This is a genomic window from uncultured Hymenobacter sp., from assembly GCF_964242765.1.
Classification (GTDB): domain Bacteria; phylum Bacteroidota; class Bacteroidia; order Cytophagales; family Hymenobacteraceae; genus Hymenobacter.
Genome location: NZ_CAXTBM010000029.1, coordinates 40,891 through 66,108 on the forward strand (window position 1 = coordinate 40,891; position 25,218 = coordinate 66,108).

Consider the following 25,218-nt stretch of genomic DNA (forward strand, 5'->3'; position numbering starts at 1 on the left):
TGGTTTTATGAAGAAATACTACGCTTTGTTGCTAGCGTTTGTGGTAACCCTCGCGGGCCAGGCCCAGACCAAATCAAATCTGGCTTATTTCCTGCCCCAAGCTATAGCCTACAACCCCGCTATTCCGACGCCGGCCGCCGTGCTGGGCTACGAGGTGGGCGAATGGCACATCAGCCACGACCAGTTGCTAGCCTATCTGCGGGCCGTAGACGCGGCTTCTGACCGGGTCAGTATTACCGAATACGCCCGCACCCACGAGCACCGGCCGTTGCTGCTGCTCACTATTACGGCCCCGGAAAACCAACGCAACATCGCTCAGATCAAAGCTGAGCACCACAAATTAACCGATCCTGCCGTTTCCAACCAGCTGGACGTGAGTAAGATGCCGGCCGTGTTCTGGATGGGCTACAGCGTCCACGGCAACGAGCCCAGCGGCAGCAACGCTTCGCTGTTAGCGGTGTATTACCTAGCCGCCGCGCAGGGCCCGGCCATCGAGGAAGTGCTGCGCAACACGGTGATATTGGTTGACCCTAGCATCAACCCCGATGGCCTGACCCGCCACTCGGGCTGGGTGAACGCGCGCCGCAGCGCAAATCTGGTAACCGACCCCGCCAATCTGGAGCAGAACGAGGTCTGGCCCGGCGGCCGATTCAATCACTACTGGTTTGACCTGAACCGCGACTGGCTGCCCCTCCAGCACCCCGAGTCGCGCGGCCGGCTCCGGCAGTTTCACGACTGGAAACCCAACCTGCTCACCGACCACCACGAAATGGGCACGAATTCCACGTTCTTTTTCCAGCCCGGCGTACCCTCGCGCAAGCATCCGCTCACCCCGGTCCGCAACTTCGAGCTTACCCAGAAAATCGGGGCTTACCATGCCAAAGCGCTGGACAAGATGGGCTCCCTCTACTTCACCGAGGAAAACTACGACGACTTCTATTACGGTAAGGGCTCGACCTACCCCGACGTGAACGGCGCGGTAGGCATTTTGTTTGAGCAGGCCAGTTCGCGCGGGCACGCCCAGGAGAGCGTGAATGGCGTGTTGCGCTTTCCTTTCACCATCCGCAACCAAGTGGCTACCACGTTGTCGTCTATTGAGGCGGTGCAGGCCTTGCGGGTAGACTTGTTGAACTACCAGCGCGAATTCTACCAGAAGGCGGTCCGCGAAGCCCGCGGCCAGAACGTGCGGGCCTATCTGTTCGGGACCGACCAAGACCCGGCCCGCGCCTACGAGCTGGCCCGCATTATCCGGCAGCACCAGATTGCGGTGTACCGCCCCCAAACGCCCATTAAGCTCAACGGCTACACCTTCAGCCCCGCCAATGCCTACGTGGTGCCCACCGACCAACCGCAGTTTCGCCTGATTCAGGCCATGTTTGAGGAGCGCAGCACGTTTCAGGACAGCATTTTCTACGACATCTCGGCCTGGACGCTGCCCCGGGCCTTCGGCCTAAACATGGCCGCCGTAACCAAGGCGTCGGCGGGCCGGCTGCTGGGTGCGCGCCTCGACAGCGTAAGTTTCCCCACGGGCCAGGTGCTCGGCGACAAGTCCGCGTATGCCTACGCCTTCAGCTGGCACGGCTACTACGCCCCGCGCGCGCTGAACACGCTGCTAGCCCGCAAGCTGACCGTGAAAGTGGCGACTGAACCTTTTTACGTAGGAGAGCGGAAGATGGATTACGGCAGCATTCTAGTGCCGGTGGGTTTGCAAACCATGTCCGCCGATACGCTCTACACCCTCATGCAGCAGGTTGCCGTAGCCAACGGCCTCGACGTGGTGGGCATCACCACGGGCTTGTCGACGCAGGGGCTGAAGCTGGGCAGCGTGAACTTGGTAACTCTGAAAAAGCCGGAAATTATGCTGCTGGCCGGGCCCGGCGTGAGTCCTACCGACGTGGGCGAAGCCTGGCACCTGCTGGATAACCGCTTCGGCATGACGCCCAGCCTAGTAGCTCCTGAAACCCTGGACCGGGTGAACCTGGACCGCTACACCGTGCTGGTGGCTTCCGACGGCACGTATGCCGGGATATCGGCCGCGGCCCGCGAAAAGTTGCGGGCCTGGGTGCAGCGCGGCAACACCCTGTTGGCACTGGGCCGCGGCGCCAAATGGCTAGCCGACAACGGCTTATCAACCAGTAAGTTCAAGGCTACTAGTCCGGCCCCCACGCCGCCTGCCCCAGAAACGGCGCCTGTGCTCGGCGCCGCCAGCCCAACTGCCCCGGCCAGCGCTACCGCTGCTCCATCGGTTTTGCCTAGGCCGGGCCGGGCTGTAGTCGCGCCGGCGGCACCTGCTAGCCCGTTGCCGCAACGACCGTACGTGGGGATGCGCAACACGGCCAGCGCCCAGGAAATTACGGGGGCCATCTTCCACGCCCGCCTTGACCTAACGCACCCGCTTGGCTACGGCTACGACAGTCCCGATGTGTTTCTGTTCCGGGACCATACCGTCTTTATGGAGCGTTCCGCTGGTCCCTACTCCAACCCACTCATGTATACTGCCCGTCCGCTGGCCAGTGGCTTTATTTCCAAAGCCAACGAGCTGAAGCTGCGCAGCACCGCCGCAGTGGATATTACCGACGTGGGGGCCGGCCGAATTATTTCCCTGGTGGATAATCCCAACTTTCGTGCTTTCTGGTACGGCACCAACAAGCTGTTTCTCAACAGCATATTCTTTGGGCAACTGATGCGGGCCAGCCCACCCCCAGCGAGCGAGGAGTAGCCGGATAACCCAGGACGTAGGCCAATCTGTCGTATTCACTTAATCGGAAAACATTAGGACCAAGAAGAAAGTAGCCTCCGAAAAGTAAAGATCCTCGCTGGAAAGGATACGAAAAGGATGAAATGAAAAAGAAAGACGGTAAGTCCGTTCCCAACTGCGTGAAGAAAGATTAAAGGGCATTCCGATAAGCTAATTCGTTATTCCTTGAATTCTTGAAAAGCGCTGCCCGAATTTTAAACAAGCCGACCTATCCTCATAGGTCGGCTTGTTGCTTTCTGACAACTTGGCTAGTACCTTTGCTGAGTCACTTATCCAGAAAGACCGAGGGACTGGGCCCTACGACGTCTTGGCAACCTGAGTAAAACAAGGTGCCAACTCCCATTTCGTCCTATTTCTGCGGCGAAAGAAGATAAGTACGGAACCTGCGCCCGCAGTTTTCTCTTTCTGGATGAGCTGGTTCAACGACGGCATTCTGTAAAGAGAAACCTATGAAAACGCACTGTCCCGACTCCCCGCTTTACGCCATCCTTCAACAGCGTGTACTTGTGCTCGACGGAGCCATGGGCACCATGATTCAGCGGCATCCGCTGGAAGAGGCCGACTTTCGGGGCACCCGCTTTGCCAATCACCCCAAGCCTCTGCGGGGCAACAACGACCTGCTCAGCCTCACCCGGCCCGATATCATCAAGGGTATTCATGCCGAGTATTTCGCGGCTGGAGCCGACATGGTGGAAACCAACACGTTCAGTGGTACCACCATTGCGCAGGCCGACTACGGGCTCGAAGACATTGTGTATGAGCTGAACTATGAATCGGCGCGCCTGGCCAAAGAAGCAGCCGACGAGTTTACAGCGCAAACCCCCGCCAAGCCTCGCTTCGTAGCCGGCGCCGTAGGACCAACCAACCGCACGGCCTCTCTTTCGCCCGACGTCAACCGCCCCGGTTTCCGGGCCGTGACGTTCGACGAGTTGGCTACGGCCTACCACGAGCAGGTTCGCGGCCTCATTGATGGCGGTTCCGATGCTTTGCTCATCGAAACCATCTTCGATACGCTCAACGCCAAGGCGGCCCTTTACGCAGTGCAGAAATTCTTCGATGAAGGCGGCCGGGTGGTGCCCGTCATGATTTCGGGAACGATTACCGACGCTTCCGGCCGTACCCTGTCGGGGCAGACGGTGGAAGCTTTCTGGAACTCGATCCGCCACTTGCCGCTGCTAAGCGTGGGTTTAAACTGCGCCCTCGGAGCCGACCAGCTCAAGGTGTACGTGAAAGAGCTAAGCCGCATTGCCGACGTGCATATTTCCGCTTACCCCAATGCGGGCCTGCCCAACGCTTTCGGCGGCTACGACGAGTCGGCGCAGGAGTTTGCAGGCGTCGTGGAAGGCTACCTCTCCGACCGCCTCGTAACGGTGGTGGGTGGCTGCTGCGGTACCACGCCGCAGCACATTGCCGAACTAGCCAAACTGGCCGACAAGTACGAGCCGCGGCCGTTGCCGGAGGTAACGCCCGCCACGCGCCTAAGTGGCTTGGAGCCGTTCGGCATCACCGAGCAAAGCCTATTCGTGAACGTGGGCGAGCGGTGCAACGTGACGGGTAGCCGCGCGTTTGCCCGCCTCATCCGGACCGGCGCCTATGAGCAGGCCCTGCAAGTGGCCCGCGACCAAGTAGAAGGCGGCGCTCAGATTATTGATGTAAACATGGACGAAGGCATGCTGGACTCCGAGCAGGCCATGACCACCTTCCTGAACCTGATTGCCTCCGAGCCCGATATTTCGCGGGTGCCGGTGATGATAGACTCCTCGAAGTGGAGTGTGCTCGAAGCCGGCCTGAAGTGCGTGCAAGGCAAGAGCATTGTCAACTCGATTTCGCTGAAGGAAGGCGAGGAAGTGTTCAAAGAGCGCGCCCGCACGGTGCGCCAGTACGGCGCCGCTATGGTGGTCATGGCCTTCGATGAGAACGGCCAGGCCGACTCGTATGAGAAGCGTATTGAAATCTGCCAGCGCAGCTACGACATTCTGGTAAACGAAGTCGGTTTCCCGGCCGAGGACATCATCTTCGACCCGAATATCCTGACCGTAGGCACCGGTATGGAAGAACACCGCAACTACGCGCTGGACTTCATCGAGGCCGTCCGCTGGATCAAGCAGAACCTGCCCGGTGCCCTCACCAGCGGTGGCGTCAGCAACATCAGTTTCTCGTACCGCGGCAACGACGTCGTGCGCGAAGCCATGCACTCGGCGTTCCTCTACCACGCCATCCGGGCCGGCCTCGATATGGGCATCGTGAACCCGAGCCAATTGGGCGTGTACGATGAAGTTCCTAAAGACCTACTTGAACTCTGTGAGGACGTGCTGCTCAACCGCCGCCCCGATGCTACGGAGCGCCTCGTGGACTTTGCCGAAACGGTAAAGCAGAAGGACAAAGTGGAAGTAGTAGCCGATGCCTGGCGCAGCTTGCCGGTACAGGAACGTCTACAGCACGCCTTGGTGCGTGGTATCACCGAGTTCATCGACCAGGACACCGAGGAAGTGCGGCAGCAAGTTAGCCGCCCGTTGGAGGTGATTGAAGGTCCGCTGATGGCCGGCATGAATGTGGTGGGCGACCTGTTTGGCGCCGGCAAAATGTTCCTGCCCCAGGTGGTAAAATCAGCGCGGGTGATGAAGAAGGCCGTAGCTTACTTGGAGCCGTATCTGCTGGCCGACAAGCGCGGGCAGGAACGCCAAACGGCTGGCAAGATTCTGCTAGCCACCGTGAAAGGGGACGTGCACGACATCGGCAAAAACATTGTGGGGGTGGTGCTGGCCTGCAACAATTTCGACATTGTGGACTTGGGCGTGATGGTACCGCTAGAGCGGATTCTGGACGAAGCCGTGAAGCAGCAAGTCGATGTTATCGGGCTAAGCGGCCTGATTACGCCCAGCCTTGACGAGATGGTGTATGTGGCGCAGGAAATGGAGCGGCGTGGCTTGAAAACGCCGTTGCTAATCGGTGGTGCTACTACGTCGCGGCTACACGCCGCCGTAAAGATTGCGCCCAACTATTCGGGGCCCATTGTGCACGTCAACGACGCTTCGCGCAGTGTGGGTGTAGCAGCCGGCTTGCTTGGTTCCGCCAAAGACGAATACGCCCGCACGGTGCACGACGAATACCGCCAGTTGCGGGAAGACTACGCCGGCCGTCAGCGCGACAAAAACTACCTTTCCATTGAGGATGCCCGCGAGAATGGCTTCAAGGCTAACTGGGAAACGACGCCCATTGCCAAGCCTACTTTCTTGGGTGCCAAAGCACTGGAAGACTACGACTTAGCCGAACTAGCCACGTACATCGACTGGACGCCTTTCTTCCAGACTTGGGAGCTAAAAGGCCGCTACCCGCGCATCCTCACCGACGAGAACGTGGGCGAAGCTGCCACCCAGCTCTTCAACGACGCGCAAGCCATGCTTAAGCGCATCATCGACGAGAAGCTGCTCACGGCCCGCGCAGTTATCGGCTTCTGGCCCGCCAACACCGTAGATTACGACACCATTCAGGTGTTCAAGGACGACAGCCGCACCGAAGTAGCCACCGAGTTCTTCACCCTGCGTCAGCAAAGCGAGAAGGCTGCTGGGGTGCCTAACCTGGCTTTTTCCGATTTTGTGGCGCCGCTGGAAACCGGCCGGGCTGACTACATCGGGGGCTTTGCCGTAACGGCGGGTATCGGCATCGAAAAGCACCTGGAACAGTTTGAAGCCGACCACGACGACTATTCCAGCATCATGATGAAAGCCCTGGCCGACCGCTTGGCCGAGGCCTTTGCTGAGCGCTTGCACCAGCGGGTGCGGGAAGAGTTCTGGGGCTACGACCCCGCTGAAAACCTCTCCAACGAAGACTTGATTCAAGAGAAGTACAAAGGGGTGCGTCCGGCGCCCGGCTACCCCGGCTGTCCCGACCACACCGAGAAAATCACGCTCTTCCAACTGCTTGATGCTGAAAACAAAACCGGCATTAGTCTCACTGAAAACTTGGCCATGTACCCGGCTTCGTCGGTTAGCGGCCTGTATTACGCGCATCCCGATTCACGCTATTTCGGCTTGGGCCGGATAGGGGCAGATCAGGTAGCTGATATTGCCCAGCGCAAAAACATGCCGCTACCCGAACTAGAGCGCTGGCTGATGCCCAATTTGAACTACGAGCCAACAGCAGTGCCCGTGACTGCGCTGTAAGAGTTTTTCTTGTTGATCCCTTCCCTCCGGGCAAGGGGTGCCAGAACCAAATACATCCTACTGCACTTAGCCGGAGCTAAGTCTTAAGCTACACCCTCACCATCCGGCTCTTTTTCTAAAGGAGCCGGGGTGGTGCCCACCCTATGAAAGTAACCGAACACTTAACCCGCGCCAACGGTAAAACCTTGTTTTCGTTCGAGGTGCTGCCACCGAAAAAAGGCGAGAATATCCAGAACCTATTCAGCAATATCGAGCCGCTGATGGAGTTCAAGCCGCCGTTTATCGACGTGACTTACCACCGCGAAGAGTACGTGTACCGCCAGCATCCGAATGGGTTTTTGGAGAAGAAGACGGTGCGCAAGCGGCCCGGCACGGTTGGGATTTGCGCGGCCATCAAAAACCGCTTCGATGTAGACACGGTGCCCCACCTGATTTGTGGTGGCTTCTCGAAGGAAGAAACCGAAAACGCCCTTATCGACCTGCACTTCCTTGGCATCGATTCGGTGCTGGCGCTGCGCGGCGACCCAATCAAGTCGGAAGGAGCCTTCAAGCCTCATGAAGACGGGCACGCCTACGCCAGCGACCTTATCGGACAAGTGAAGTCGTTGAACCACGGCGAATACTTGGACGAGAAGCAGGATGACACCTGGGCTACCAACTTCTGCATCGGCACGGCGGGCTACCCCGAGAAACACTTCGAAGCGCCCAACTACGGCGCCGATATCCGCTACTTGCGCCATAAGGTAGACCGGGGCGCAGATTACATTGTCACGCAGATGTTTTTCGACAACGAGCAGTTCTTTAAGTTCGAGAAAAGCTGCCGCGAAGCTGGTATTACTGTGCCCATCATTCCGGGCCTGAAGCCGCTCACAACCAAAAGCCAGCTCACGATGCTGCCGCGCACCTTTTTCCTGAACCTGCCGGAGCCGTTAGTGGAAGCCATCAGCCAGTGCCGCGACAATGATGCCGCTCGTCAGGTAGGTATCGAATGGTGCATCAATCAATCGAAAGAGTTGATGGCTCACGGGGTGCCGAGCCTACACTACTACAGTATGGGCAAGTCAGAGTCCATCCGGCGAGTGGCCAAGGAACTGTTCTAGCCAATTAAATAAGCTAAGCCAGCGCGCCAGGTAGCGCGGTACAAACAACCTCTTTCAGAAGAGCGGGTATTCAATAAGAATCACTACGCTCTCGTACAAAGAAGTTGTCTGTACCGCGCTACCTGGCGCGCTGTTTTATTCACTTAGTACTCAACTATGTCGACTCTTGATGAACTGTTTGTGCGCCTGCGGGAAGCCACAACTCCAGTTGAAATAGAAACTTTGCAGGGTGGCATCTGGCAACTCTGGCTTACCACAGGAGAACACAGTCTAGACAAGCACCTGGAAGCCGGTATGCGCGCGTTGTCGGCCGGCAACTACACGCAGGCCATCACTGATTTCACGTCCCTCATTGACTTGCAGCCAACGTATGCGGAAGGGTGGAACAAGCGTGCTACGGCTTATTTTTTGCGGGGTGAATATCGTGCTTCCCTAGCCGATATACGCGAGACATTGCGCCGAGAACCACGGCATTTTGGGGCCCTATCAGGGTGGGCTAATATGCTTCGTGCCCTCAATGATGATCGGGGCCTGCTACGAGTACTCGTACGATTAGAACAGCTTTGCCCTTACTGGCCCGGCTTGCAAAGTCAACTCCGCGAGCTACGAGACCGATTCAGCGAGTCAGAGGAATAATCCACTGTGTTTGTATGTGCACTCGCATTGTTATTTGTATATTTCCGAACAACCACTTTAATTCAACAAATCTATTCGCGTATTATTATTGCTTGTTCGGCTTGTTTATAAGCAGATTAGCGAGAATCAAAGCGAATTATAGTTGTAAAATGATGTGGTAGTTATTTGCACTTAAACAATTATAAAAGTTGCTCTTTGTAGCCCGCGTTGATTCCCCCCTCAACAGCTGCAAGGGCTTCACCCACCCAGTCTATGAAACACTTGTATGCACTATTGATAGGATGTTTGATGCTAGCGTTGGCTACCCCTGCGCAAGCACAGAAACAACGCACAACCGAATACGAAAGCGGGATGATAGAAAAAGGCCAGAAAGTAGGGGTGTGGGAATACTACAGCTATACCCGCGACGGCCGCCAGGTACTAGTGCAGCGCTACGATCATACCGCCAAAAAGCTGGTGTTCTATCGTCCTATCGAGGACAAGCCTTATGACGCCGAGCTAACACCTGGCGAGTGGACTCGCACCAATGTGCAACAACCCCCTTTCTATATTGGTGGTGAAGCCGCATTAGCTTCCTACATGAGCAAGCTGACTTATCCGCAAGAAGCGCAAAACCGCAATATTCAAGGCCGAGTCGTGATTCAGTTTGCTATTGATACGTTGGGACAAACCTCGAAACACAAGGTGCTAAACGGCATTGGCGGCGGCTGCGACGAGGAGGCATTGCGCCTTAGCCAAAGCATTCCATCTCAGTGGGTTCCGGCCCGTTTAGCGGGTCGGGCTGTGCCGGTGATGTACCAGTTGCCGTTCACGTTCCGGTTGCAGAAAGCTCAGTAAGCAGGTATGCACCGCGGAGTAGCGTAAGCAGTAGGCCATAGGTCTATAGTCGGGCACAGTTCACGGGGCTCTAGCAACTGGAACTTCTGCTGTCTGTTACTTTACCTGCCAGGGTTGCGTACATTGGAGCCATGAAACCGTTCTCCTTGTTCCGCCCATTGGCAGTTGCATGCCTTGGGGCCTTTTCACTTACTGCCTGCGATTCTACGCCACGTGAGCGGCAAGAAATAGTCCGCCAGGAAGCCCGCAAACTTGACACCGTTGCCGACCGGGCGGCTGCCAAACTACGGGTGGCCGGCCGGCGGGCGGCCCGCTTCGATTCCGTGTCGCGGGCCCGTACCCGCCAACCCCTGAATGAAACCGCCACGGCTACGTTCACCAACCAGCTTCTGGGCCGCTATTCGGCTATTGAGCAACTCACGCCTACTACCGTTGAGCCCGCCTTTGTGCAGTTCATGCAGCAGGTACGGGCTCGGCACCGGCAATGGACGCAGCGCGACTGGGATTATGCCACCACTATTAGCCGCCGCCTCAACGCGCAGTTCCGAGCTATTCGCCTCGATGTGAAAGGGCGCGACGAACTGCACATCCGGGCTCTGCAAACCGAGTTTACGGCCCTGGAAACCCGCCGCGACGTGAAAGATCTGGGCCAAGCGGTGAAGCAGCCGTAGTGAAGTAGGCCATCTTCGTGTGCCAAGCCCCGACCTATGCGGGGCTTTTGCGTTTAGAAAGTTGTGGCTAGATGAGAAGTATGCTAAAACGCGTTTTGAATTTCAGCTGGGCGTTGCTACTTGGCAGCATCGGCTTATTGCTTACGCTTACCGGACAGGCGCAAACCTTACCGCCTATTATTTCGGTGGTTGAAACAGTGCCAGCTCTCAACCAGTGGCTAAGCCCCGGTGACCGGCTTCAAGTGCGCGTCGTCGCCCAGCCAGGAGTTCGAGCTACTTTTCTCAACGGGCAACCTCTGCTTGAGCTAAGCCCAACTCAAACCCAGGGCAACCTCGGTGTATACCAAGGCACCTACGTGGTACAGCCCGGCGACACGCTGCGTGACCGTCCTGTTGAGGTGCAGGTGCTCACGCCGGATAGTGTGCTGGAAATTGGGTTCAGCAAGAACACCGTGCGCTTCTTGAGCCCCAATGAACCCCAACTGGCTGTAACCCGCACTGCCTTGTCTTACCTGAACTATGGCCTGGGTGAAGACCGGCTAGGCGGTGCCAAACTCGGCTACCTCGATTCGTTAGTGGTGCTCCACCTCACGGGCCGCGTGGGCGAGCTATACCGGGTGCAGCTAGCAACTGGCCAGCAAGCCTGGGTACCACAAGATATGGTGCGGTTGCTGCCGCTTGGTGGCTTCGTGCCTACCTCCCTCACCGGTTCATGGAGCGTCCAAGGCGACTCGCTGTACGATTATGTACGGGTGCCGCTCAGCGCAAGACTACCGTACTGCACTCAACTGCTTCAGAATCCGGCACGGCTGATTGTGGATGTATTCGGGGCCACTTCCAACACCAACTGGATAACCCAACGCACTGGTTTGCAAGAGCTAAGAGCTGTGTATTACGAGCAGCCGCAGCCCGACGTTTTTCGTTTGGTACTTCCGTTGCGCCACCGCCAAAGCTGGGGCTACCACCTTGGCTACCAAGGCAACACGCTGGTGGTGCAAGTAACGCGCCCACCCGCCAAACTTCGGTTGCGCGGCTTGCTCGTAGCCGTCGATGCGGGTCACGGCGGCACCAATGTAGGCGCTACCGGTGCTAGCGGCGCCCGCGAGAAAGACCTTACGCTTGCCATTGCTCGGAAACTGCGCCGGGAGTTGGAACAGGCCGGTGCCCACGTCGTAATGACCCGCGAGGCCGATGTCAGCGCTGAGATAAGTGACCGGGTAACCTTGCTGCGCCAGCGCCGACCCGCGTTGTTGGTAAGCATTCACGTCAATTCAGCGGCCAACACCGCTGTACAAGGCACTAGTGCTTTCTACCGCTACGTGGCTTTTCGGCCCCTTGCGGCGGCGCTCTACGAGCAGATGCAAGGCACCGGTCTGGCCGGATGGGGCTTGGTTGGCAATTTCAACTTCGGCTTGAACGGGCCCACCGAATATCCCAATGCCTTGGTGGAAACCGCCTTCGTTTCCAATCCGGCCGACGAGCAGCGCCTTACCAGCTCTGCTTTTCAGCAGCAGATGGCGCAAGCCATGACGCGCGGACTTAAGGTGTTTCTAAAACAAAACCGTGCGAGAGGTCCCCGCGGCTGGTTGCTGAAACAACCGGCGATGGAAGCAGAATAATGCCCTGGGAAAGCGCAATTAGGGTAGGTACACGAAACAGCAGATAAGAGAGGAGAATAACTATACCAGTTTAGCAAAAAATAGTTGAGCGTTTAAAAGTATTCAGCGTAGAAAGCCGATATCTTCCTCATTCTCAGTCTAGCTTGGCGTTTCGAGCTACTTCTGGGAACAGCCGTTCCTACCATTTCCCATCAAAAACCACCGCTTCGCATGGCAGAATCTTCTTTACTGGACCGTAGCCGCACCGTGGCCGGCCCGGGGTACAACCGTTGGCTGGTGCCACCGGCAGCTCTAGCTATCCACTTGGCTATCGGCCAGGCGTACGCGTTTAGCGTGTTCAAAAAGCCGCTTGGAGCCCTCATTAGTGGCAACCCCGATGCACCCGCTCCCACTGACTGGACGCCCGGCCAACTAGGCGTTATCTTCTCGATTGCCATCGTTCTGCTGGGCTTGTCGGCCGCTGTATTTGGGAAGTGGCTGGAGCGGGTAGGGCCTCGCAAAGCCATGATGGCTTCGGCGCTGTGTTTCGGTGGCGGCTTTTTTATCGCCGCTTTAGGCGTGCATTTGCACAGCATCTGGCTGATGTATTTCGGTTACGGCTTTGTGGGCGGTATTGGGTTGGGCATCGGCTATATTTCGCCGGTTAGTACCCTCATTAAGTGGTTTCCCGACCGGCGGGGCGTCGCAACGGGCATGGCCATTATGGGTTTTGGAGGTGGGGCCATGATTGGCTCGCCGCTGGCCGTAGCCCTCATGGATCGGTTCAAGGACACGGCCCCGCTGGGGGTTGCGCCCACGTTTCTGGCCATGGGCCTGATCTACCTGCTATTTATGCAGTTTGGAGTCTGGAGTATTCGGGTGCCCGCCGATGACTGGAAGCCAGCTGGCTACGTGCCGTCAAACGAGCACAACGCCCTCATTACAACCGGTAACGTAACGGCCGACAATGCTATTAAAACACCGCAGTTCTGGCTGCTCTGGGTGGTGCTGTGCATGAACGTAACGGCCGGTATTGGCGTACTCGAAACCGCTTCGCCCCTCATCCAAGAAACCTTCTCTGATACGGCCATGGGTGCCGGGCGGGGCGTAACGGCGGCGGCAGCGGCCGGCTTTGTAGGGCTGCTGAGCTTGTTTAACTTGCTGGGGCGCTTCTTCTGGTCGTCAGCTTCCGATAAGATGGGCCGCAAAACCACCTATGCTATCTACTTTGGGCTGGGTATTCTGCTGTATGCGCTGGTGCCCACGCTGGGTGCGGGTGCCCAACTCACGTTGTTTGTGGTAGTAGCCTGCGTAATTCTGAGCATGTATGGTGGCGGTTTCGCTACCATACCAGCGTATTTGTCTGACCTCTTTGGGAAGATGCAAGTGGGTGCCATCCACGGCCGACTGCTGACGGCCTGGAGCACAGCTGGCGTATTAGGCCCCGTGATTGTAAACTACCTCCACACCAACGCCAAGGCGGAAGGTCTGGCAGGAGCAGCCGCTTATCAATCAGTGTTTTACACGATGGCTGCCTTGTTGGTGATTGGGCTGATTGCTAACTTCTTGGTGCGGCCTGTGGCAGAAAAGTACTTCGAGAAGGAAGCCGCCAAGAAAGTTGTGGCGTAAGCAAGTAGCCGCTCCTTATCTCACATTTGTAACCAATTCATTCCATGGAACATACTTCTTCTACTACCCCAGATACCTCGCCTAGCTCTGGCGTTGCGCTGGCAGTTGCCTGGCTGTTTGTCGGCATTCCGCTCGCCTGGGGCGTCACCCAAACGTTTCTTAAAGCGTTGGCGCTGTTCAAATGACAGCGGCTATAGCCGAACTCTCGTAATAAAATAGATACTCTGTGAAAGAAGCACTCATTTGGGTGCTTCTTTTGTTTTGTTTGAAACCAGTTGCCCCATGCCCGACCAGCCCGCCGACGAGTCCATTATTCTGCTGGCGTCTTTCGCCAACGCTATATCGGCGCATCTAGCTAAAAACCAGCTGGAAGCCGCCGATATTCCGTGCTTCATCAGCAACGAAAACCGCCCGTATGGTCCTATTTCCGGTGGGGTACGCCTGCACGTACGTCGTCAAGACTTGGCGGCGGCTCAGGAGCTGCTACATGCCAACCAAGTGCCCATGCAAGCCCTGCCCGTCACCAAAGAAGAAAGCAATGCTGTGGAAATCGTGCGCTGTCCCCGCTGCCACCACACGGATGTAGTCTGCCGCCAACTGCCCGAACCCAATGACAGCCTGCTCACCAAGCTCCGCCTCTGGATAATGGCTCCAGAAAAGCCTCAGTGCCATTGCTTTCAGTGCGGGCTAGATTTTGAGGGTTGAGGTAGCAGGCTAGTGAGATGATAAGCAAGAAGTTGGCTGTTAATGCCTTACTTTCCCTGTCAGCACCTCGTTAGCAAGTGGCTTTTCTCTGCGATATGAAAACACCTCCTGTCGGCATTAATCAATTAGAATCAGCAACTGAGTTTGATTCCGCCCAAATGCCTGCTCCATTGTCGGCAGCTAGCTATCCGCCACCACAGGCCACTGCCATACCGCTACAGCAACGAGAATATGAGCGCGGCCGCTGGAATTACTGCTTTCTTGATGCCGTATGGCGGCGTACGCGCTTTAACAGCCAACCTAATGCGCTGCTAGTGGAAACGGTGGGCTGCTACCCAGCTGGTAGGGCATTGGATGCGAATATGGGCGAGGGGCGCAACGCCCTCTACCTGGCCCAGCAAGGCTGGCAAGTCACGGGCGTCGATTATGCGAACCAAGCCCTAGCCTTCGCTCAGCAGCGGGCCCAGCAGTTAAGCGTCTCCCTCACCACTATCGAGCACGACCTAGCTACGTACGAGTGGGGCACCGATCAGTGGGACCTGATTGTGCTTTGTTATGCCGATAAGGACGCGCATGTGGCGCAGGTACGGGCGGCACTCAGGCCCGGCGGCCTACTCGTGTTCGAGAACTTTCACGCCGATGTCAACCAGGCGCGGGCAATCAAACCCGGTCAAGAAATTGGATTTGCAACCAACGAGTTGAAGAACAGCTATGCTGCCGCTAACTTCCGGATTCTACGCTATGAAGAGCCGACCGGTGTTGCCGATTTCTCGTTGGAAACGCAGCGCCTAGTGAAACTAGTGGCTCAAAAACTTTGAGTTTGCATGAAGAGTGCGTTTTGCAAGCAGCTTCGTAGTACCCCGTAGCAACAAATGTTGATGGTTTCCAGATAGCACCGCAACGAAATCAGACAACACCTTATCGAAACGACCACGCTGGGAGTACAGTGCCGGCGGGGAATAGCTCCTGCTCGGGCGGTAACTCAAGAAACGCATTGCTGGTCAGTAAGCTAGCTAAATCGCCAGAACCGCCGGCTCGCTCAGGATAAGCCAATAACTGGCCGCTGCTGGAATGCTCTAGGCGCACCAGCAGAAAGTGCGTGAGCTTGGGGCGGAAGCTTATATCGGCCGCTAATACGGCCGACACGGCCCCCACGCCAGACAATGCAGTAACGGCAGGCTGTTGCACGCCGAGTAGCCAAGGCCGTGCGTAGCGGTAGAAGTTAACGAACGTAGATACCGGATTGCCGGGCAGCGCAAACACCACCGTCCCCTCCGGACTCTGGCCAAACCAAAACGGCTTGCCAGGCCGCTGCTGCACCTCATGGAATATCTGTTGTACGCCTATTTCACGCAGCACTTCGGGCAGAAAATCGGCTTTGCCTTTCGACACGCCGCCGCTCAGTATGATGGCATCAAAGTCAGTTAGCAGCGGCGGCAAACCCTGTTGCAGCGCGGCTACATCATCGTTGAAGTGAAACGCCTGCGTAATGGCGCCAGCCTGCTCGGCGGCGGCTTGCAGCATCAGCGCATTGGAGCGGCGAATCTGATGGGGGAGAGGACGCTCGGCAATTGCCACCAATTCGTCGCCGGTGCTTACCACGGCCACTCGGGCCCGGCGCGTTACGGCTACCGTGGTGGCCCCGACGGTGGCTGCAACGGCCAACTCGGCGGCGCCCAAGTACGTGCCAGCGGCGAGCAGCAATTCGCCTTGGCGCCGGTCGGCGGCGCGGCGATGCACGTTGTGGCCGGCGTGCGGCGGCGGTACCTGTATGGTAGCGAAGCGTTGACCAGTAGCTTCATCGGTACGAAATGTTAGGTCCTCGTACCGAATCACTGTGTCGGTGCCCTCGGGCAGCATGGCGCCGGTCATGATTTCGGTGGCCGCGTGCGGGTCGAGTTGGGGAGTGGGTTCCTGGCCGGCAAATTGGGTACGCTCGATTCGAAATTCGCTCGGGTTAGTTGCCAAAGCTGCGAAACGAACCGCAATACCATCCATTGCCACCCGGTTGAAAGGGGGAAAGTCTCGGTCGGCGTGCAGGTCTTCGCGCAGGATACGGCCCGCGGCTAAGGGCAGCGCCAAGAACTCAGCAGGCAAAGAATGAATGGTGGCCGCAACACAGTGAGTGGCTTCTTCTACGGAGAGCATAGGCACGAATATAGCGGAAGCTTCCGCTTGCGGTGGCCCTGGTAACCAAGGACCGGCCTGGGTGGTTGATTGTTAGTATTGTACGAGGCCGCGGGGCGCAAGCCGTTTATCAGCTATAACTTGCCGTGTATCTGGTGCGTACCGACGTACAAATGGCAGCGCAAAACGGCGCAGACGCCCACTACTTTAAGCTTACGCTACCCCTTTTTTCCATGTCTGAATCTTCTAAGTTCACGCACCTCAACGCCGCTGGCCAGCCGGCCATGGTAGACGTGGGCGCCAAAACCGCCACCCGCCGTGTGGCCCGCGCCCGCAGCCGCGTCGTGCTAGGAGCTGAAATTCTGGCCTTGGTGCAGGACGGCGACTTGCCCACCCGCAAAGGCCCGGTATTTCAAACGGCTATTCTAGCGGGCATCATGGGCGCCAAGCGGACCTCGGAGTTGATTCCGCTCTGTCACCCCTTGGGCCTCGACGACTGCCAAGTTCGTATTGAAGTGCAGGCGCCGGACGCCGTACTCATCGAATGCACGGCCAGCGTAACCGGCAAAACCGGTGTGGAAATGGAAGCCCTGACCGGCGCTTCGGTGGCGGCCCTCACCATCTACGATATGTGCAAGGCCCTCTCGCACAACATTGTTATTCAGGAAACTCGGCTGCTCAGCAAAACCGGCGGCAAACAAGACTTCCATCATGCCGACTAACAACACCGCCACGCCGCACCGCAAACACGCGCAACTCGCCCGCCCCGCAATAGGCGAGTTCAGCCGCCACGAGTTGGCCATCCTAGGGGCTCCCTGTGGTCGAATTAAGGAGTTGGTAACGCGCCTGCTGCCCCACCTCGAGCCCGCCTTGCGTGTCGCCTACGTAGATGCCGACCACGCCGCCGGCGATGATGCAACCCAAGGCGGTACGGGCGGAGCCGATGCTATTTTACAAGCCGGTGCCAGCGCCGAGTTAACCGACAAAATCACGTTTCGCCGCCTCGACCTACGCCGTGACACCGACAAGTTTGCGCAGCAAGAGTGGCTACAGCATCAAGGCCTCGTGCTGGTAAACGGCAACCACTTTCGCGCCCAGCAGCAAATTATTATTCTCGATCCTGCTAAGCCGCTTCAGAAAAAGCTGGACCGCCTCACTGCTGTGCGCCTGATCTTGCTGCCCGAAGGCGTAACCCAACTGCCGGACTACCTGCGCGAGCATTTGCAAGGGACTACCATTCCGCAACTTGCCCTAACAGATACAGAAGCCATTGCCGCCGCCGTGTTGCAAGAGTGGCAACAGCAACGCCCGTACGTTCGGGGCCTAGTGCTGGCCGGTGGCCAAAGCCAGCGCATGGGCCAGGATAAAAGCCGGCTGACATACCACGGCCAGCAAGAGCAACGGGCCTATGCCGCCGCCCTTTTGGCTCCGTTCTGCGAAGACGTACACGTATCCTGCCGCCCCGACCAAGTGGCGGAGCTCGAAGCAGCTGGTCTTGCACCGTTGCCCGATACCTTTCTCGGCCTCGGGCCCATGAGCGGCTTGCTCTCGGCTTTTCAGTTAGACCCTGACGCGGCTTGGCTGGTAGTAGCCTGCGACTTGCCTTTCCTCACCGAAGCCACCTTGCGCCACCTGCTAGCGCACCGCCACGCGGGGCGCATGGCCACAGCCTACCGCAGCCCCGAAAATGAGTGGCCGGAGCCCCTTATCACCATTTGGGAACCACGCAGCTATGGCACGCTACTGCGCTTCCTAAGTTTAGGATACTCCTGCCCCCGCAAAGCCCTCATAAACTCCGATATCGAGTTGCTGCCGCCTCCCGCGCCGGCCGAGTTGCGCAACATCAATACTCCGGAAGAACGAGAAGCCGCAACCCAGGAATTGGGGCCTCAGGGCTAGTGTTTTAGAATGGTACTGCAAAGCTGGAAAGGATTCGCAACCTTGGCGCATCCTTCTGACTCTGTTTAGTATATGAAGCTATTCTATCTGAGCGTGACCCTGATTTTGGGATTGGGTACGGCGGCGGCCCAAAACTTAAACTTCGAGCAAGTAAACCATCAAACCCGCCAACCTGCTGGGTGGTGGTCGGCAGCCGACAACGGCTACCAGGTCACTGCCGATTCGGTGATACAACACGAGGGGCGCTATGCGTTGCGTATCCAGTCGGAGGGCAAGCGGCAGAGCGAGAAAGTGTTTGGAGTGGCTACCATAAGAGTTCCGGTTGATTTTCAAGGCAAAGTCGTCAAGCTGACTGGCTTCCTGAAAACCGAGAACGTGGAGGGCTATGCGGGTTTGTGGCTGCGGGTAGATGGAGCGCAGAGCACGCTAGCATTCCAGAATACCAGCAAAGAGAACGTGCACGGCACCACTGATTGGCAAGCCTATACCATCACCCTTCCGCTGGATAACGACGCTCGGTTTCTGCTTTTAGGAGGAATCCTGCCCGGAACTGGCACCGCATGGATCGACCAGTTGGAACTGACCGTGGACGACAAGCCACTAGCGCAGGCGCCGCCCAAAACAGTCCAACGTTTCAAAGCCGAGCAGGACACTGCTTTTCAACGAGGCGCTGGTATCACGCTCGACAACCTAAGCAAACAGCAAGTCGAAAACTTGGCGGTGCTAGGCCGGGTGTGGGGCTTTGTGAAGTATTACCACCCCGCTGTTGCCCGCGGCGATTATAATTGGGACGCCGAGCTACTACGGGTGTTGCCGAAGGTGCTGACCAGTGAAAACCAGAAAGCCCGTAGTGAAGTTCTTGGTGCTTGGCTTGCTAGCTTGGGCCCGGTGCCTGCGTGTACTACCTGCAAAGAACCTACCTCCCCCACTATTCGCTTGCAGCCTGATTTAGCTTGGCTAACCAACAAGAAGCAGCTGGGCCAGGAGCTAAGCAAGCAACTGGTTTATCTGCGCGAAAACCGAAACCAAGGCGACCATTACTATGTGCAGAGTGCGCCGCAAATCGGTAACCCCATCTTTCGCAACGAAGAGAACTATGCCAGCCTGCAAATTCCAGATGCGGGTTTACGCTTGCTGGCGCTGTACCGTTACTGGAACATGATTGCCTACTTCTTTCCTTACCGCTACGCCATTGGGGAAGATTGGCAACAGGTGTTGTCCGACATGATTCCGCAATTTGCGGCCGCTACCACGGCCGAACAGTACCACTTAACGGCTCTCAAGCTGATTGCGCGCATCCACGACACCCACGCCAACATCTACAGTGATAAGATTTTAAACGACTATCAGGGCAGATACTTTGCGCCGGTGCGCATACGCTTCGTGGAGAGCCAAGCCGTAGTAACCGAGTACTACAGTGCAACGCTCGGTAAGGAATCGGGACTGGAAGCGGGCGATGTTATTGTGCAGGTAAATGGGGTGCCGGTGCCAGAGCTTGTGAAGAAATGGCAGCCGCTTGCGCCAGCTTCCAACGAGCCTACCCAACTGCGCAACATAGCCAACCTGCTCCTCCGCGGAAGTACCGATAAGCTACCACTACTGGTGCGCCGCCACGACAAGGAGTTTGCCCTTACCATCAGCCGATATTACGCGAGCAAGCTGAACTTGGCAGTGAATAGCGGCACTGCCAGCCCCTTGTTGCCGGCTTGGCGGATGCTGCCTAACAACATCGGGTATATCTCCCTCGGCACGATACACAACAAGCAACTGCCAGAAATTATGCAGTCGGTGGCAGGCACCCAAGGCCTGGTAATTGACATCCGGAATTACCCATCTGAATTTGTTGTGTTTTCGCTCTCGAAGTACTTACTGCCCAAAGCAATGGAGTTTGTTAAGATCAGCAAGCCACTGATGACGTACCCAGGCGTGTTCGAGTACATACCGTCGTTTAAGCTAGCGGCTGGTACGGGTACTCCCTACGCGGGCAAAATAGTTATTCTGGTGAACGAACTATCGCAAAGCCAGGCTGAGTATACGACCATGGCACTCCGCACTGCTCCAAGCGCTATGGTTGTTGGTAGCACCACCGCCGGCGCCGATGGAAACGTATCGAGAATAGTGCTGCCCGGCAACATTTCCACTATGATTAGCGGCCTCGGAATTTATTACCCCGATGGTCGCGAGACGCAGCGCATTGGCATAGTGCCGGATGTGGAAGTGAAGCCTACCATTCAGGGCATCCGGGAAGGGCGCGACGAAGTGCTGGAAAAGGCCGTGCAGCTGATTGAGAAAGGCAGGTAGCAGCAGGAATCGTAGCTAACTCCTTTAGGGATGCGCGGCCACCCACACGTCGCCATCTTCGTAAAACTCTTTTTTCCAGATTGTTACCACCTGCTTGAGCGTGTCGATGATATACTGGCAGGCGGCGAAGCTTTCGGCGCGGTGGGGCGTAGAAACGGCTACTACCACAGCTACGTCGCCGATTTGTAAGGTGCCCTTGCGATGAACTACCACTACGTTTTCGAGCATTGGCCATAGCGCATGCGCCTGCGTGGCCACCTTGCGGAGCTGATGCAGAGCCATACCGTCGTAGGCTTCGTATTCCAGACGAACGACGGGGCGGCCGGTGCTCTTATTGCGAACTGTACCAATGAAGGTGTTGACCGCCCCGGCGCCATCGGCCTGCACCAAGTGCAAAGCAGCGGTTACATCAATGGGCTGGTCGGTGAGGTCGATGGTAATCAAGGGGCAATCAGGAACAAAGAATGAGCAGTAGTACCGAAAACATATCGTGGAGCAGTTACTTGTATCGATAAGTTCTCCGTACCGAGTTTAGCAAGAGCAATCAACGTCGGCGGGCGAGATACGGCGGCGAGTGCAGCAAGATGAACGAACTTGTATAGTTTAGCGTCACCCACCCGCTACCGGCGGAATCAGGGCAATTTCGTCGCGTTCGTGTAGCAACTGCGTGTCTGCGGCATACTCGTTGTTGACGGCCACGGCCAAGCTACTAAGTTGGCCCAGAGCCGGATATTGCGTGCGCAATTGTTCGAGTAGCAACTGCACCGGCTGGTCTTCTGGGGCGTTGACCTCCAGCACCGATTGACCTACTATTTCTTTGGCAATGCCAAAAAGAGCTATTTTCAGGTTCATATCATCCTAATATTACGTAAAAGCCAAACTAGATGTGGCAACATTTGGTTATCCGCAGCAGGGAACTAGAACGGGGCTACCCACAAGGCCAGATTACGGATTGTAAAGAACAACGACTGTTTTTGCGAAAAAAACGTTACGTCTGCGTTGGCCGTGCTGAAATTCTAGAATCTGCGTAATCCTTGCTTTTGTATGTCTGTTGCTTCGTCTGTTTTGTATGATAACCACGGTCGGCCACTGGAATATGTGCGGCTAGCCGTGACGGACCGTTGTAACCTGCGCTGCTTCTACTGCATGCCCGAAGAAGGCATCAAGTATATGCCCAAACAGGAGCTGCTGACCTACGAGGAGATGGAACGCTTGGTAGGCTTACTGGCAAAGCTAGGTGTGCGCAAAGTACGCCTTACCGGCGGCGAACCGTTCGTGCGGCGCGACCTAGTGCCGTTCATGGCCCGGCTGGCGGCTTTGCCCGGCATCGACGATCTAAGTTTAACCACCAACGGCGTTCTGACGGCGCCTTACGTGCCCGAACTGGTTCGGATCGGGGTGAAGTCCGTTAACCTTAGCCTCGATACGCTGGATCGGAACCGCTTCGCCCGCATCACCCGCCGCGACGAACTGCCCCGCGTCATGGACACGTTTTACGCGTTGCTCACGGCCGGCATCCAAGTGAAAATCAACGCAGTAGTAATGGACGGGCAGAATATCGAGGACATTGTGCCCCTTACGGAGCTGACGCGGGAACTGCCAGTTGAAGTGCGCTTTATCGAGGAAATGCCGTTCAACGGAGGCAGTCATGCCGCCACCCCGGCCACCCTGCCGTGGAACCATCGCCGCATCCGGGAGCACCTAGAAGAGCATTTTGGCGCGCTTACACCCTTGGCAGGACCTGCGGGGGCTACCGCTTCCGAGTATAAAGTAAATGGGCACTTGGGCCGGGTAGGCATTATTGCGGCGTATTCGCGCACGTTCTGTGGTACCTGCAACCGTATTCGTCTCACAGCCGAAGGAGGCCTCAAAACCTGCCTCTACGACCAAGGCGTGCTCGATATCCGGGCTCTGCTCCGCAATGGTTCCTCCGATGCGGAAATTGTGCTGGCCCTCACCTCGGCTTTTCAGCACCGCGCCGCCAATGGATTTGAAGCCGAGCGCCAACGCCCTTTGCACCAGTTGAGCTTCGAGTCGATGTCGACGATTGGGGGCTAGAACCTCGTGCGTAGTACTTGCAACTGCTTTGCGCAGCTACTGCCTGACCAGCCAGACCCTCATGAAGTTTCTGATTTCACTGCTTGCGTTGGCCGGCTTGCTGTATCTGGCTGTCTGCGTGCTGCTGTATTTCAAGCAGGAGCGTCTGTTATTCTTTCCTGAAAAGCTTGCCAGCAATTACCGCTTTCCATTCAAGGGCTCGTTTCAGGAACGGTGGGTTGAGGCCACGGACGGCACCCGGCTACACGGCTTACTGTTTTTGGCTGATTCTTCGAAAGGTTTACTGTTCTACTTGCACGGCAACGGGGGCGCCCTTGATAGTTGGGGCGAAGTAGCGTCTGTGTACACCCAGCTCGGCTACGACGTATTTCTGCTTGATTACCGGGGCTACGGCAAAAGCGGCGGCCAGATTCAAAGCCAAACGCAGTTTCTCGGTGATGTAGAAACAGCGTATCAGCAGCTTCTTGCCGAATATCCCGAGAGTCGGGTGGTATTGCTTGGTTACTCTTTGGGTACCGGCGCGGCGGCGTGGCTAGCCGCTCACCATCAGCCTAAGCTGCTGATACTGCAAGCCCCCTATCCAAGTATGCGCGCCATGGCCCGGCACTATTATTTTTGGATTCCGGGGTTTATTGTGCGCTATCCGTTGGCCACCGATCAAGTGCTGCCCCGCGTGAAAGCGCCCGTCATCGTCTTTCACGGCGACCAAGACGAGATTATCGATTATCAATTGACGCTACAACTCAAAGCAGCACTCAAGCCGCAAGATCAATTTATTACCCTGAAAGGAGCTGGTCATAACAACATGACTAACAACGCGGTGTATCAGGAAACAGTACAACGCATTCTAAGCCGCTGATACCACTACCTGTTCTTCTTCAGCAGCCGGTAACCACAACTTCCGCATATCATCAGGCAAGGTGCTTACCTGGAGAGGGGTGCCGCTGAGTAAGCTTATACTTTGCTGACGGGCTGGTCTAACTGTTCTAGCACTTGGTCTATTGTCAGACTGCCCTCAATGAACCGGTTGAGCAACGCTCGTTCATAAGGACTAGGATCTAAAGAAGTATTCTGCGCAAATCGTAAGGCCCATGCAACGGCATATTGGCGCTTTTCTTTGTTTTCCAAGAGGGTGACCGGGTGTGTGTTCATAGATGCAGCAGGACGGAGAGGAAGTATATTTAATAAACTGCAATATCAATAAAATACCCCCCCCCCATAAATAGATAAATACGTATTTTTTAGTTCGTTATATACGTAGCGACCTAGTAGCGTTTTCAATATAATACAGAATTCTCTGGCATGTATCCTCTGAAAGCTATGAAGTTTAAGGTTTGCTCCAGACTAACGCTGGTAAGTTCTTGATATGTAAAAACCATAAAACAGCTCGGCTTTTGTGGTTTTATTGGGAGTATAATTAAAGCTAGAAGACGAGCTTTATCGTGCACTTGGCTCTGGTTTTCAGCGTGCTATTGCGTTGAAAAACAACGAGTCTGCTTTGTTGAAGAAGTGGTTCTCACTTGCCGATGCCTACCCAGCCGCGCTGCATGGCATAGTGTAAGGCGGTGCCCGTTAGTAGCCCTACTAAGTAGCCGTAGGGCAAGCCGGCGCAGAGTAAGCCCGTGAGAAGCGCCAACAGCAGCCCAGCCCAGTCTGCCACCAAGTCACGAACAAGCACCGCCAAGGTCAACGATTCAAATAAGAGCAGAACCCCCAGGATAGGAAGCGGGAATATCTGTACCACTTGTTGAAACCCCTGGCTGAAAAACAAACCTAATACCAAGAACAGTACCCCGTAGAGCACCACCGAGCCGCCAGTGCGGGCGCCAAACGCATAATGCCCAACCATTCCTCCTGAGCCATGGCAAACCGGAAAGCCACCCAGGAAAGGATTGACCAGATTCATCAGGGCATACGTGAAGCTAATTTGCTTCACCGACAAATTGCGTTCCGGGAAATAGTCGTGGGCTATTTGCCGGGTAGCCAAGATGGAGTTGCCGAGCGAGAGCGGAATCTGGGGCAGCGCCAGCAGCACGGCCCCCGTAAGAATATCGGCAGTAGCTGGGATGTGCCAAGAAGGCAAGTGTAAGCCTATAGCGCGCTGGGCGGTGGCAAGATCGAGCTTGAAAACAAGCGCGTACAATGCCCCCAACCCAATGACGATCAGCGCAGCGGGCCAGCGGCGGTTGCCGAGCAGCAGCACCGTAACGGTGAAGCCCGCCGCCGCTAGTGCGTAGCCCGGTAAGCCGTCGGCGGGCACATATTCTTTGAGCGCCAGCGTCGCCAGTTGCAAGGCCAGCCCAAACTGAATGCCGCGCACCACGGGCTTCGGCACCAGCCGAGCCAGCGCATCAATGAGTCCCGTCACCGAAAGCAGAAGCATGAGTATGCCGATAGCCAGTCCGCCTCCGTATATCACCCGGCCGGGAATTTTCTGCGCAATAACCAGAGCCGCAAACGCTTTGAGTGGCTGCACGGGCATCGGCATCCCGTACCAAAGCCCCGAAAACACCTGCATCAACCCGAACATCACCAGTACGCCGGCACTATCCGCCCCTGAGGCCGCCAGCACCCCAATCAGCAGGGGTAAATCGGTGCCTAAGTCGCCCAAGGCGCCGGCTAGCTCATTTCGGTCGAAGCGCAGGCGCGGGCGAGGTGGTAGGGGAGGAGCAGTAAGCGGCATGCGTGACTTTTTCGGGTAACTACGTAAATTCTGGGCGCAGTTGGCTGCTGGGC

General features: G+C 56.7%; 21 protein-coding genes and 1 riboswitch. Of the genes, 16 read left to right on the forward strand and 5 right to left on the reverse strand.

Features of this window, described 5'->3' with window-relative positions; translation table 11 throughout:
* Positions 1-7 precede the first annotated feature (7 nt).
* The 11 genes from ACFE7X_RS13610 to ACFE7X_RS13660 all read left to right on the forward strand — a co-directional run bounded on the left by ACFE7X_RS13610 (position 8) and on the right by ACFE7X_RS13660 (position 14,915).
* Entirely contained in the window at positions 8-2,719 is a 2,712-nt protein-coding gene (locus ACFE7X_RS13610) for a M14 family metallopeptidase (protein WP_375436220.1), read from the forward strand.
* A gap of 305 nt (positions 2,720-3,024) precedes the next feature.
* A riboswitch (SAM riboswitch) is annotated at positions 3,025-3,135 on the forward strand.
* A 72-nt stretch (positions 3,136-3,207) separates the two neighbouring features.
* Complete coding sequence (gene metH, locus ACFE7X_RS13615) at positions 3,208-6,921, forward strand: methionine synthase (protein ID WP_375436221.1); 3,714 nt, start codon at positions 3,208-3,210, stop codon at positions 6,919-6,921.
* A 143-nt stretch (positions 6,922-7,064) separates the two neighbouring features.
* The gene (gene metF / locus ACFE7X_RS13620) at positions 7,065-8,021 is read left to right on the forward strand and encodes a methylenetetrahydrofolate reductase [NAD(P)H] (protein ID WP_375436222.1); all 957 of its coding nucleotides are present in this window, start codon (positions 7,065-7,067) and stop codon (positions 8,019-8,021) included.
* Positions 8,022-8,177: 156 nt separating this feature from the next.
* On the forward strand, positions 8,178-8,657 hold the full coding sequence (locus ACFE7X_RS13625) for a tetratricopeptide repeat protein (protein WP_375436223.1): 480 nt from the start codon (positions 8,178-8,180) through the stop codon (positions 8,655-8,657).
* A gap of 252 nt (positions 8,658-8,909) precedes the next feature.
* Positions 8,910-9,494: an energy transducer TonB gene (locus tag ACFE7X_RS13630; protein WP_375436224.1), complete on the forward strand. Its 585-nt coding sequence runs from the start codon at positions 8,910-8,912 to the stop codon at positions 9,492-9,494.
* Positions 9,495-9,625: 131 nt separating this feature from the next.
* Positions 9,626-10,165 (forward strand): hypothetical protein, encoded by a 540-nt coding sequence (locus ACFE7X_RS13635; protein ID WP_375436225.1) that lies wholly within the window; start codon positions 9,626-9,628, stop codon positions 10,163-10,165.
* Positions 10,166-10,245: 80 nt separating this feature from the next.
* Positions 10,246-11,784, forward strand: a complete 1,539-nt coding sequence (locus ACFE7X_RS13640) for an N-acetylmuramoyl-L-alanine amidase (RefSeq protein ID WP_375436226.1) — start codon at positions 10,246-10,248, stop codon at positions 11,782-11,784.
* A 210-nt stretch (positions 11,785-11,994) separates the two neighbouring features.
* Entirely contained in the window at positions 11,995-13,392 is a 1,398-nt protein-coding gene (locus ACFE7X_RS13645) for an OFA family MFS transporter (RefSeq protein WP_375436227.1), read from the forward strand.
* 44 nt (positions 13,393-13,436) lie between these two features.
* A complete protein-coding gene (locus ACFE7X_RS13650) occupies positions 13,437-13,577 on the forward strand; it encodes a hypothetical protein (protein ID WP_375436228.1) in 141 nt (46 codons plus the stop codon).
* A gap of 97 nt (positions 13,578-13,674) precedes the next feature.
* Entirely contained in the window at positions 13,675-14,097 is a 423-nt protein-coding gene (locus ACFE7X_RS13655) for a DUF2007 domain-containing protein (RefSeq protein WP_375436229.1), read from the forward strand.
* Positions 14,098-14,192: 95 nt separating this feature from the next.
* Positions 14,193-14,915, forward strand: a complete 723-nt coding sequence (locus tag ACFE7X_RS13660) for a class I SAM-dependent methyltransferase (RefSeq protein ID WP_375436230.1) — start codon at positions 14,193-14,195, stop codon at positions 14,913-14,915.
* A 100-nt stretch (positions 14,916-15,015) separates the two neighbouring features.
* On the opposite strand, the gene ACFE7X_RS13665 is transcribed toward ACFE7X_RS13660, so the two are convergent.
* A complete protein-coding gene (locus tag ACFE7X_RS13665; protein WP_375436231.1) occupies positions 15,016-16,245 on the reverse strand; it encodes a molybdopterin molybdotransferase MoeA in 1,230 nt (409 codons plus the stop codon).
* 212 nt (positions 16,246-16,457) lie between these two features.
* Between ACFE7X_RS13665 and moaC the strand changes: the two genes are divergently transcribed.
* The 3 genes from moaC to ACFE7X_RS13680 all read left to right on the forward strand — a co-directional run bounded on the left by moaC (position 16,458) and on the right by ACFE7X_RS13680 (position 20,424).
* Positions 16,458-16,946: a cyclic pyranopterin monophosphate synthase MoaC gene (gene moaC / locus ACFE7X_RS13670; RefSeq protein ID WP_375436232.1), complete on the forward strand. Its 489-nt coding sequence runs from the start codon at positions 16,458-16,460 to the stop codon at positions 16,944-16,946.
* Positions 16,936-18,123, forward strand: coding sequence for an NTP transferase domain-containing protein (locus ACFE7X_RS13675; protein ID WP_375436233.1), 1,188 nt, complete (start codon positions 16,936-16,938; stop codon positions 18,121-18,123). Before moaC ends, ACFE7X_RS13675 begins: the two co-directional genes overlap by 11 nt.
* A gap of 72 nt (positions 18,124-18,195) precedes the next feature.
* The gene (locus tag ACFE7X_RS13680; protein ID WP_375436234.1) at positions 18,196-20,424 is read left to right on the forward strand and encodes a S41 family peptidase; all 2,229 of its coding nucleotides are present in this window, start codon (positions 18,196-18,198) and stop codon (positions 20,422-20,424) included.
* Positions 20,425-20,448: 24 nt separating this feature from the next.
* Here ACFE7X_RS13680 and ACFE7X_RS13685 read toward each other — a convergent pair whose 3' ends face one another.
* Both ACFE7X_RS13685 and ACFE7X_RS13690 read right to left on the reverse strand, forming a co-directional pair.
* Positions 20,449-20,868, reverse strand: coding sequence for a molybdenum cofactor biosynthesis protein MoaE (locus tag ACFE7X_RS13685; RefSeq protein WP_375436235.1), 420 nt, complete (start codon positions 20,866-20,868; stop codon positions 20,449-20,451).
* Positions 20,869-21,033: 165 nt separating this feature from the next.
* Positions 21,034-21,276, reverse strand: coding sequence for a MoaD/ThiS family protein (locus ACFE7X_RS13690; protein WP_375436236.1), 243 nt, complete (start codon positions 21,274-21,276; stop codon positions 21,034-21,036).
* A 192-nt stretch (positions 21,277-21,468) separates the two neighbouring features.
* Between ACFE7X_RS13690 and moaA the strand changes: the two genes are divergently transcribed.
* Positions 21,469-22,482 carry a GTP 3',8-cyclase MoaA gene (gene moaA, locus ACFE7X_RS13695; RefSeq protein WP_375436237.1) on the forward strand — a complete coding sequence of 338 codons (1,014 nt, stop codon included), beginning with the start codon at positions 21,469-21,471 and terminating at the stop codon, positions 22,480-22,482.
* Between the two features lie 28 nt (positions 22,483-22,510).
* Positions 22,511-23,341 (forward strand): alpha/beta hydrolase, encoded by an 831-nt coding sequence (locus tag ACFE7X_RS13700; protein WP_375436238.1) that lies wholly within the window; start codon positions 22,511-22,513, stop codon positions 23,339-23,341.
* 95 nt (positions 23,342-23,436) lie between these two features.
* Here the strand turns inward: ACFE7X_RS13700 and ACFE7X_RS13705 are convergent, their stop codons facing one another.
* Positions 23,437-23,634: an antitoxin VbhA family protein gene (locus tag ACFE7X_RS13705; protein ID WP_375436239.1), complete on the reverse strand. Its 198-nt coding sequence runs from the start codon at positions 23,632-23,634 to the stop codon at positions 23,437-23,439.
* A 364-nt stretch (positions 23,635-23,998) separates the two neighbouring features.
* Entirely contained in the window at positions 23,999-25,165 is a 1,167-nt protein-coding gene (locus tag ACFE7X_RS13710) for a putative sulfate/molybdate transporter (protein ID WP_375436240.1), read from the reverse strand.
* Between the last annotated feature and the right edge of the window lie 53 nt (positions 25,166-25,218).

Excerpts from the sequence above, each read along its gene's own strand:
- ACFE7X_RS13610 (WP_375436220.1), top strand. The coding sequence starts at position 8 with ATGAAGAAATACTACGCTTTGTTGCTAGCGTTTGTGGTAACCCTCGCG.
- metH (WP_375436221.1), top strand. The coding sequence starts at position 3,208 with ATGAAAACGCACTGTCCCGACTCCCCGCTTTACGCCATCCTTCAACAG.
- metF (WP_375436222.1), top strand. The coding sequence starts at position 7,065 with ATGAAAGTAACCGAACACTTAACCCGCGCCAACGGTAAAACCTTGTTT.
- ACFE7X_RS13625 (WP_375436223.1), top strand. The coding sequence starts at position 8,178 with ATGTCGACTCTTGATGAACTGTTTGTGCGCCTGCGGGAAGCCACAACT.
- ACFE7X_RS13630 (WP_375436224.1), top strand. The coding sequence starts at position 8,910 with ATGAAACACTTGTATGCACTATTGATAGGATGTTTGATGCTAGCGTTG.
- ACFE7X_RS13635 (WP_375436225.1), top strand. The coding sequence starts at position 9,626 with ATGAAACCGTTCTCCTTGTTCCGCCCATTGGCAGTTGCATGCCTTGGG.
- ACFE7X_RS13640 (WP_375436226.1), top strand. The coding sequence starts at position 10,246 with ATGCTAAAACGCGTTTTGAATTTCAGCTGGGCGTTGCTACTTGGCAGC.
- ACFE7X_RS13645 (WP_375436227.1), top strand. The coding sequence starts at position 11,995 with ATGGCAGAATCTTCTTTACTGGACCGTAGCCGCACCGTGGCCGGCCCG.
- ACFE7X_RS13650 (WP_375436228.1), top strand. The coding sequence starts at position 13,437 with ATGGAACATACTTCTTCTACTACCCCAGATACCTCGCCTAGCTCTGGC.
- ACFE7X_RS13655 (WP_375436229.1), top strand. The coding sequence starts at position 13,675 with ATGCCCGACCAGCCCGCCGACGAGTCCATTATTCTGCTGGCGTCTTTC.
- ACFE7X_RS13660 (WP_375436230.1), top strand. The coding sequence starts at position 14,193 with ATGAAAACACCTCCTGTCGGCATTAATCAATTAGAATCAGCAACTGAG.
- ACFE7X_RS13665 (WP_375436231.1), bottom strand. The coding sequence starts at position 16,245 with ATGCTCTCCGTAGAAGAAGCCACTCACTGTGTTGCGGCCACCATTCAT.
- moaC (WP_375436232.1), top strand. The coding sequence starts at position 16,458 with ATGTCTGAATCTTCTAAGTTCACGCACCTCAACGCCGCTGGCCAGCCG.
- ACFE7X_RS13675 (WP_375436233.1), top strand. The coding sequence starts at position 16,936 with ATGCCGACTAACAACACCGCCACGCCGCACCGCAAACACGCGCAACTC.
- ACFE7X_RS13680 (WP_375436234.1), top strand. The coding sequence starts at position 18,196 with ATGAAGCTATTCTATCTGAGCGTGACCCTGATTTTGGGATTGGGTACG.
- ACFE7X_RS13690 (WP_375436236.1), bottom strand. The coding sequence starts at position 21,276 with ATGAACCTGAAAATAGCTCTTTTTGGCATTGCCAAAGAAATAGTAGGT.
- moaA (WP_375436237.1), top strand. The coding sequence starts at position 21,469 with ATGTCTGTTGCTTCGTCTGTTTTGTATGATAACCACGGTCGGCCACTG.
- ACFE7X_RS13705 (WP_375436239.1), bottom strand. The coding sequence starts at position 23,634 with ATGAACACACACCCGGTCACCCTCTTGGAAAACAAAGAAAAGCGCCAA.
- ACFE7X_RS13710 (WP_375436240.1), bottom strand. The coding sequence starts at position 25,165 with ATGCCGCTTACTGCTCCTCCCCTACCACCTCGCCCGCGCCTGCGCTTC.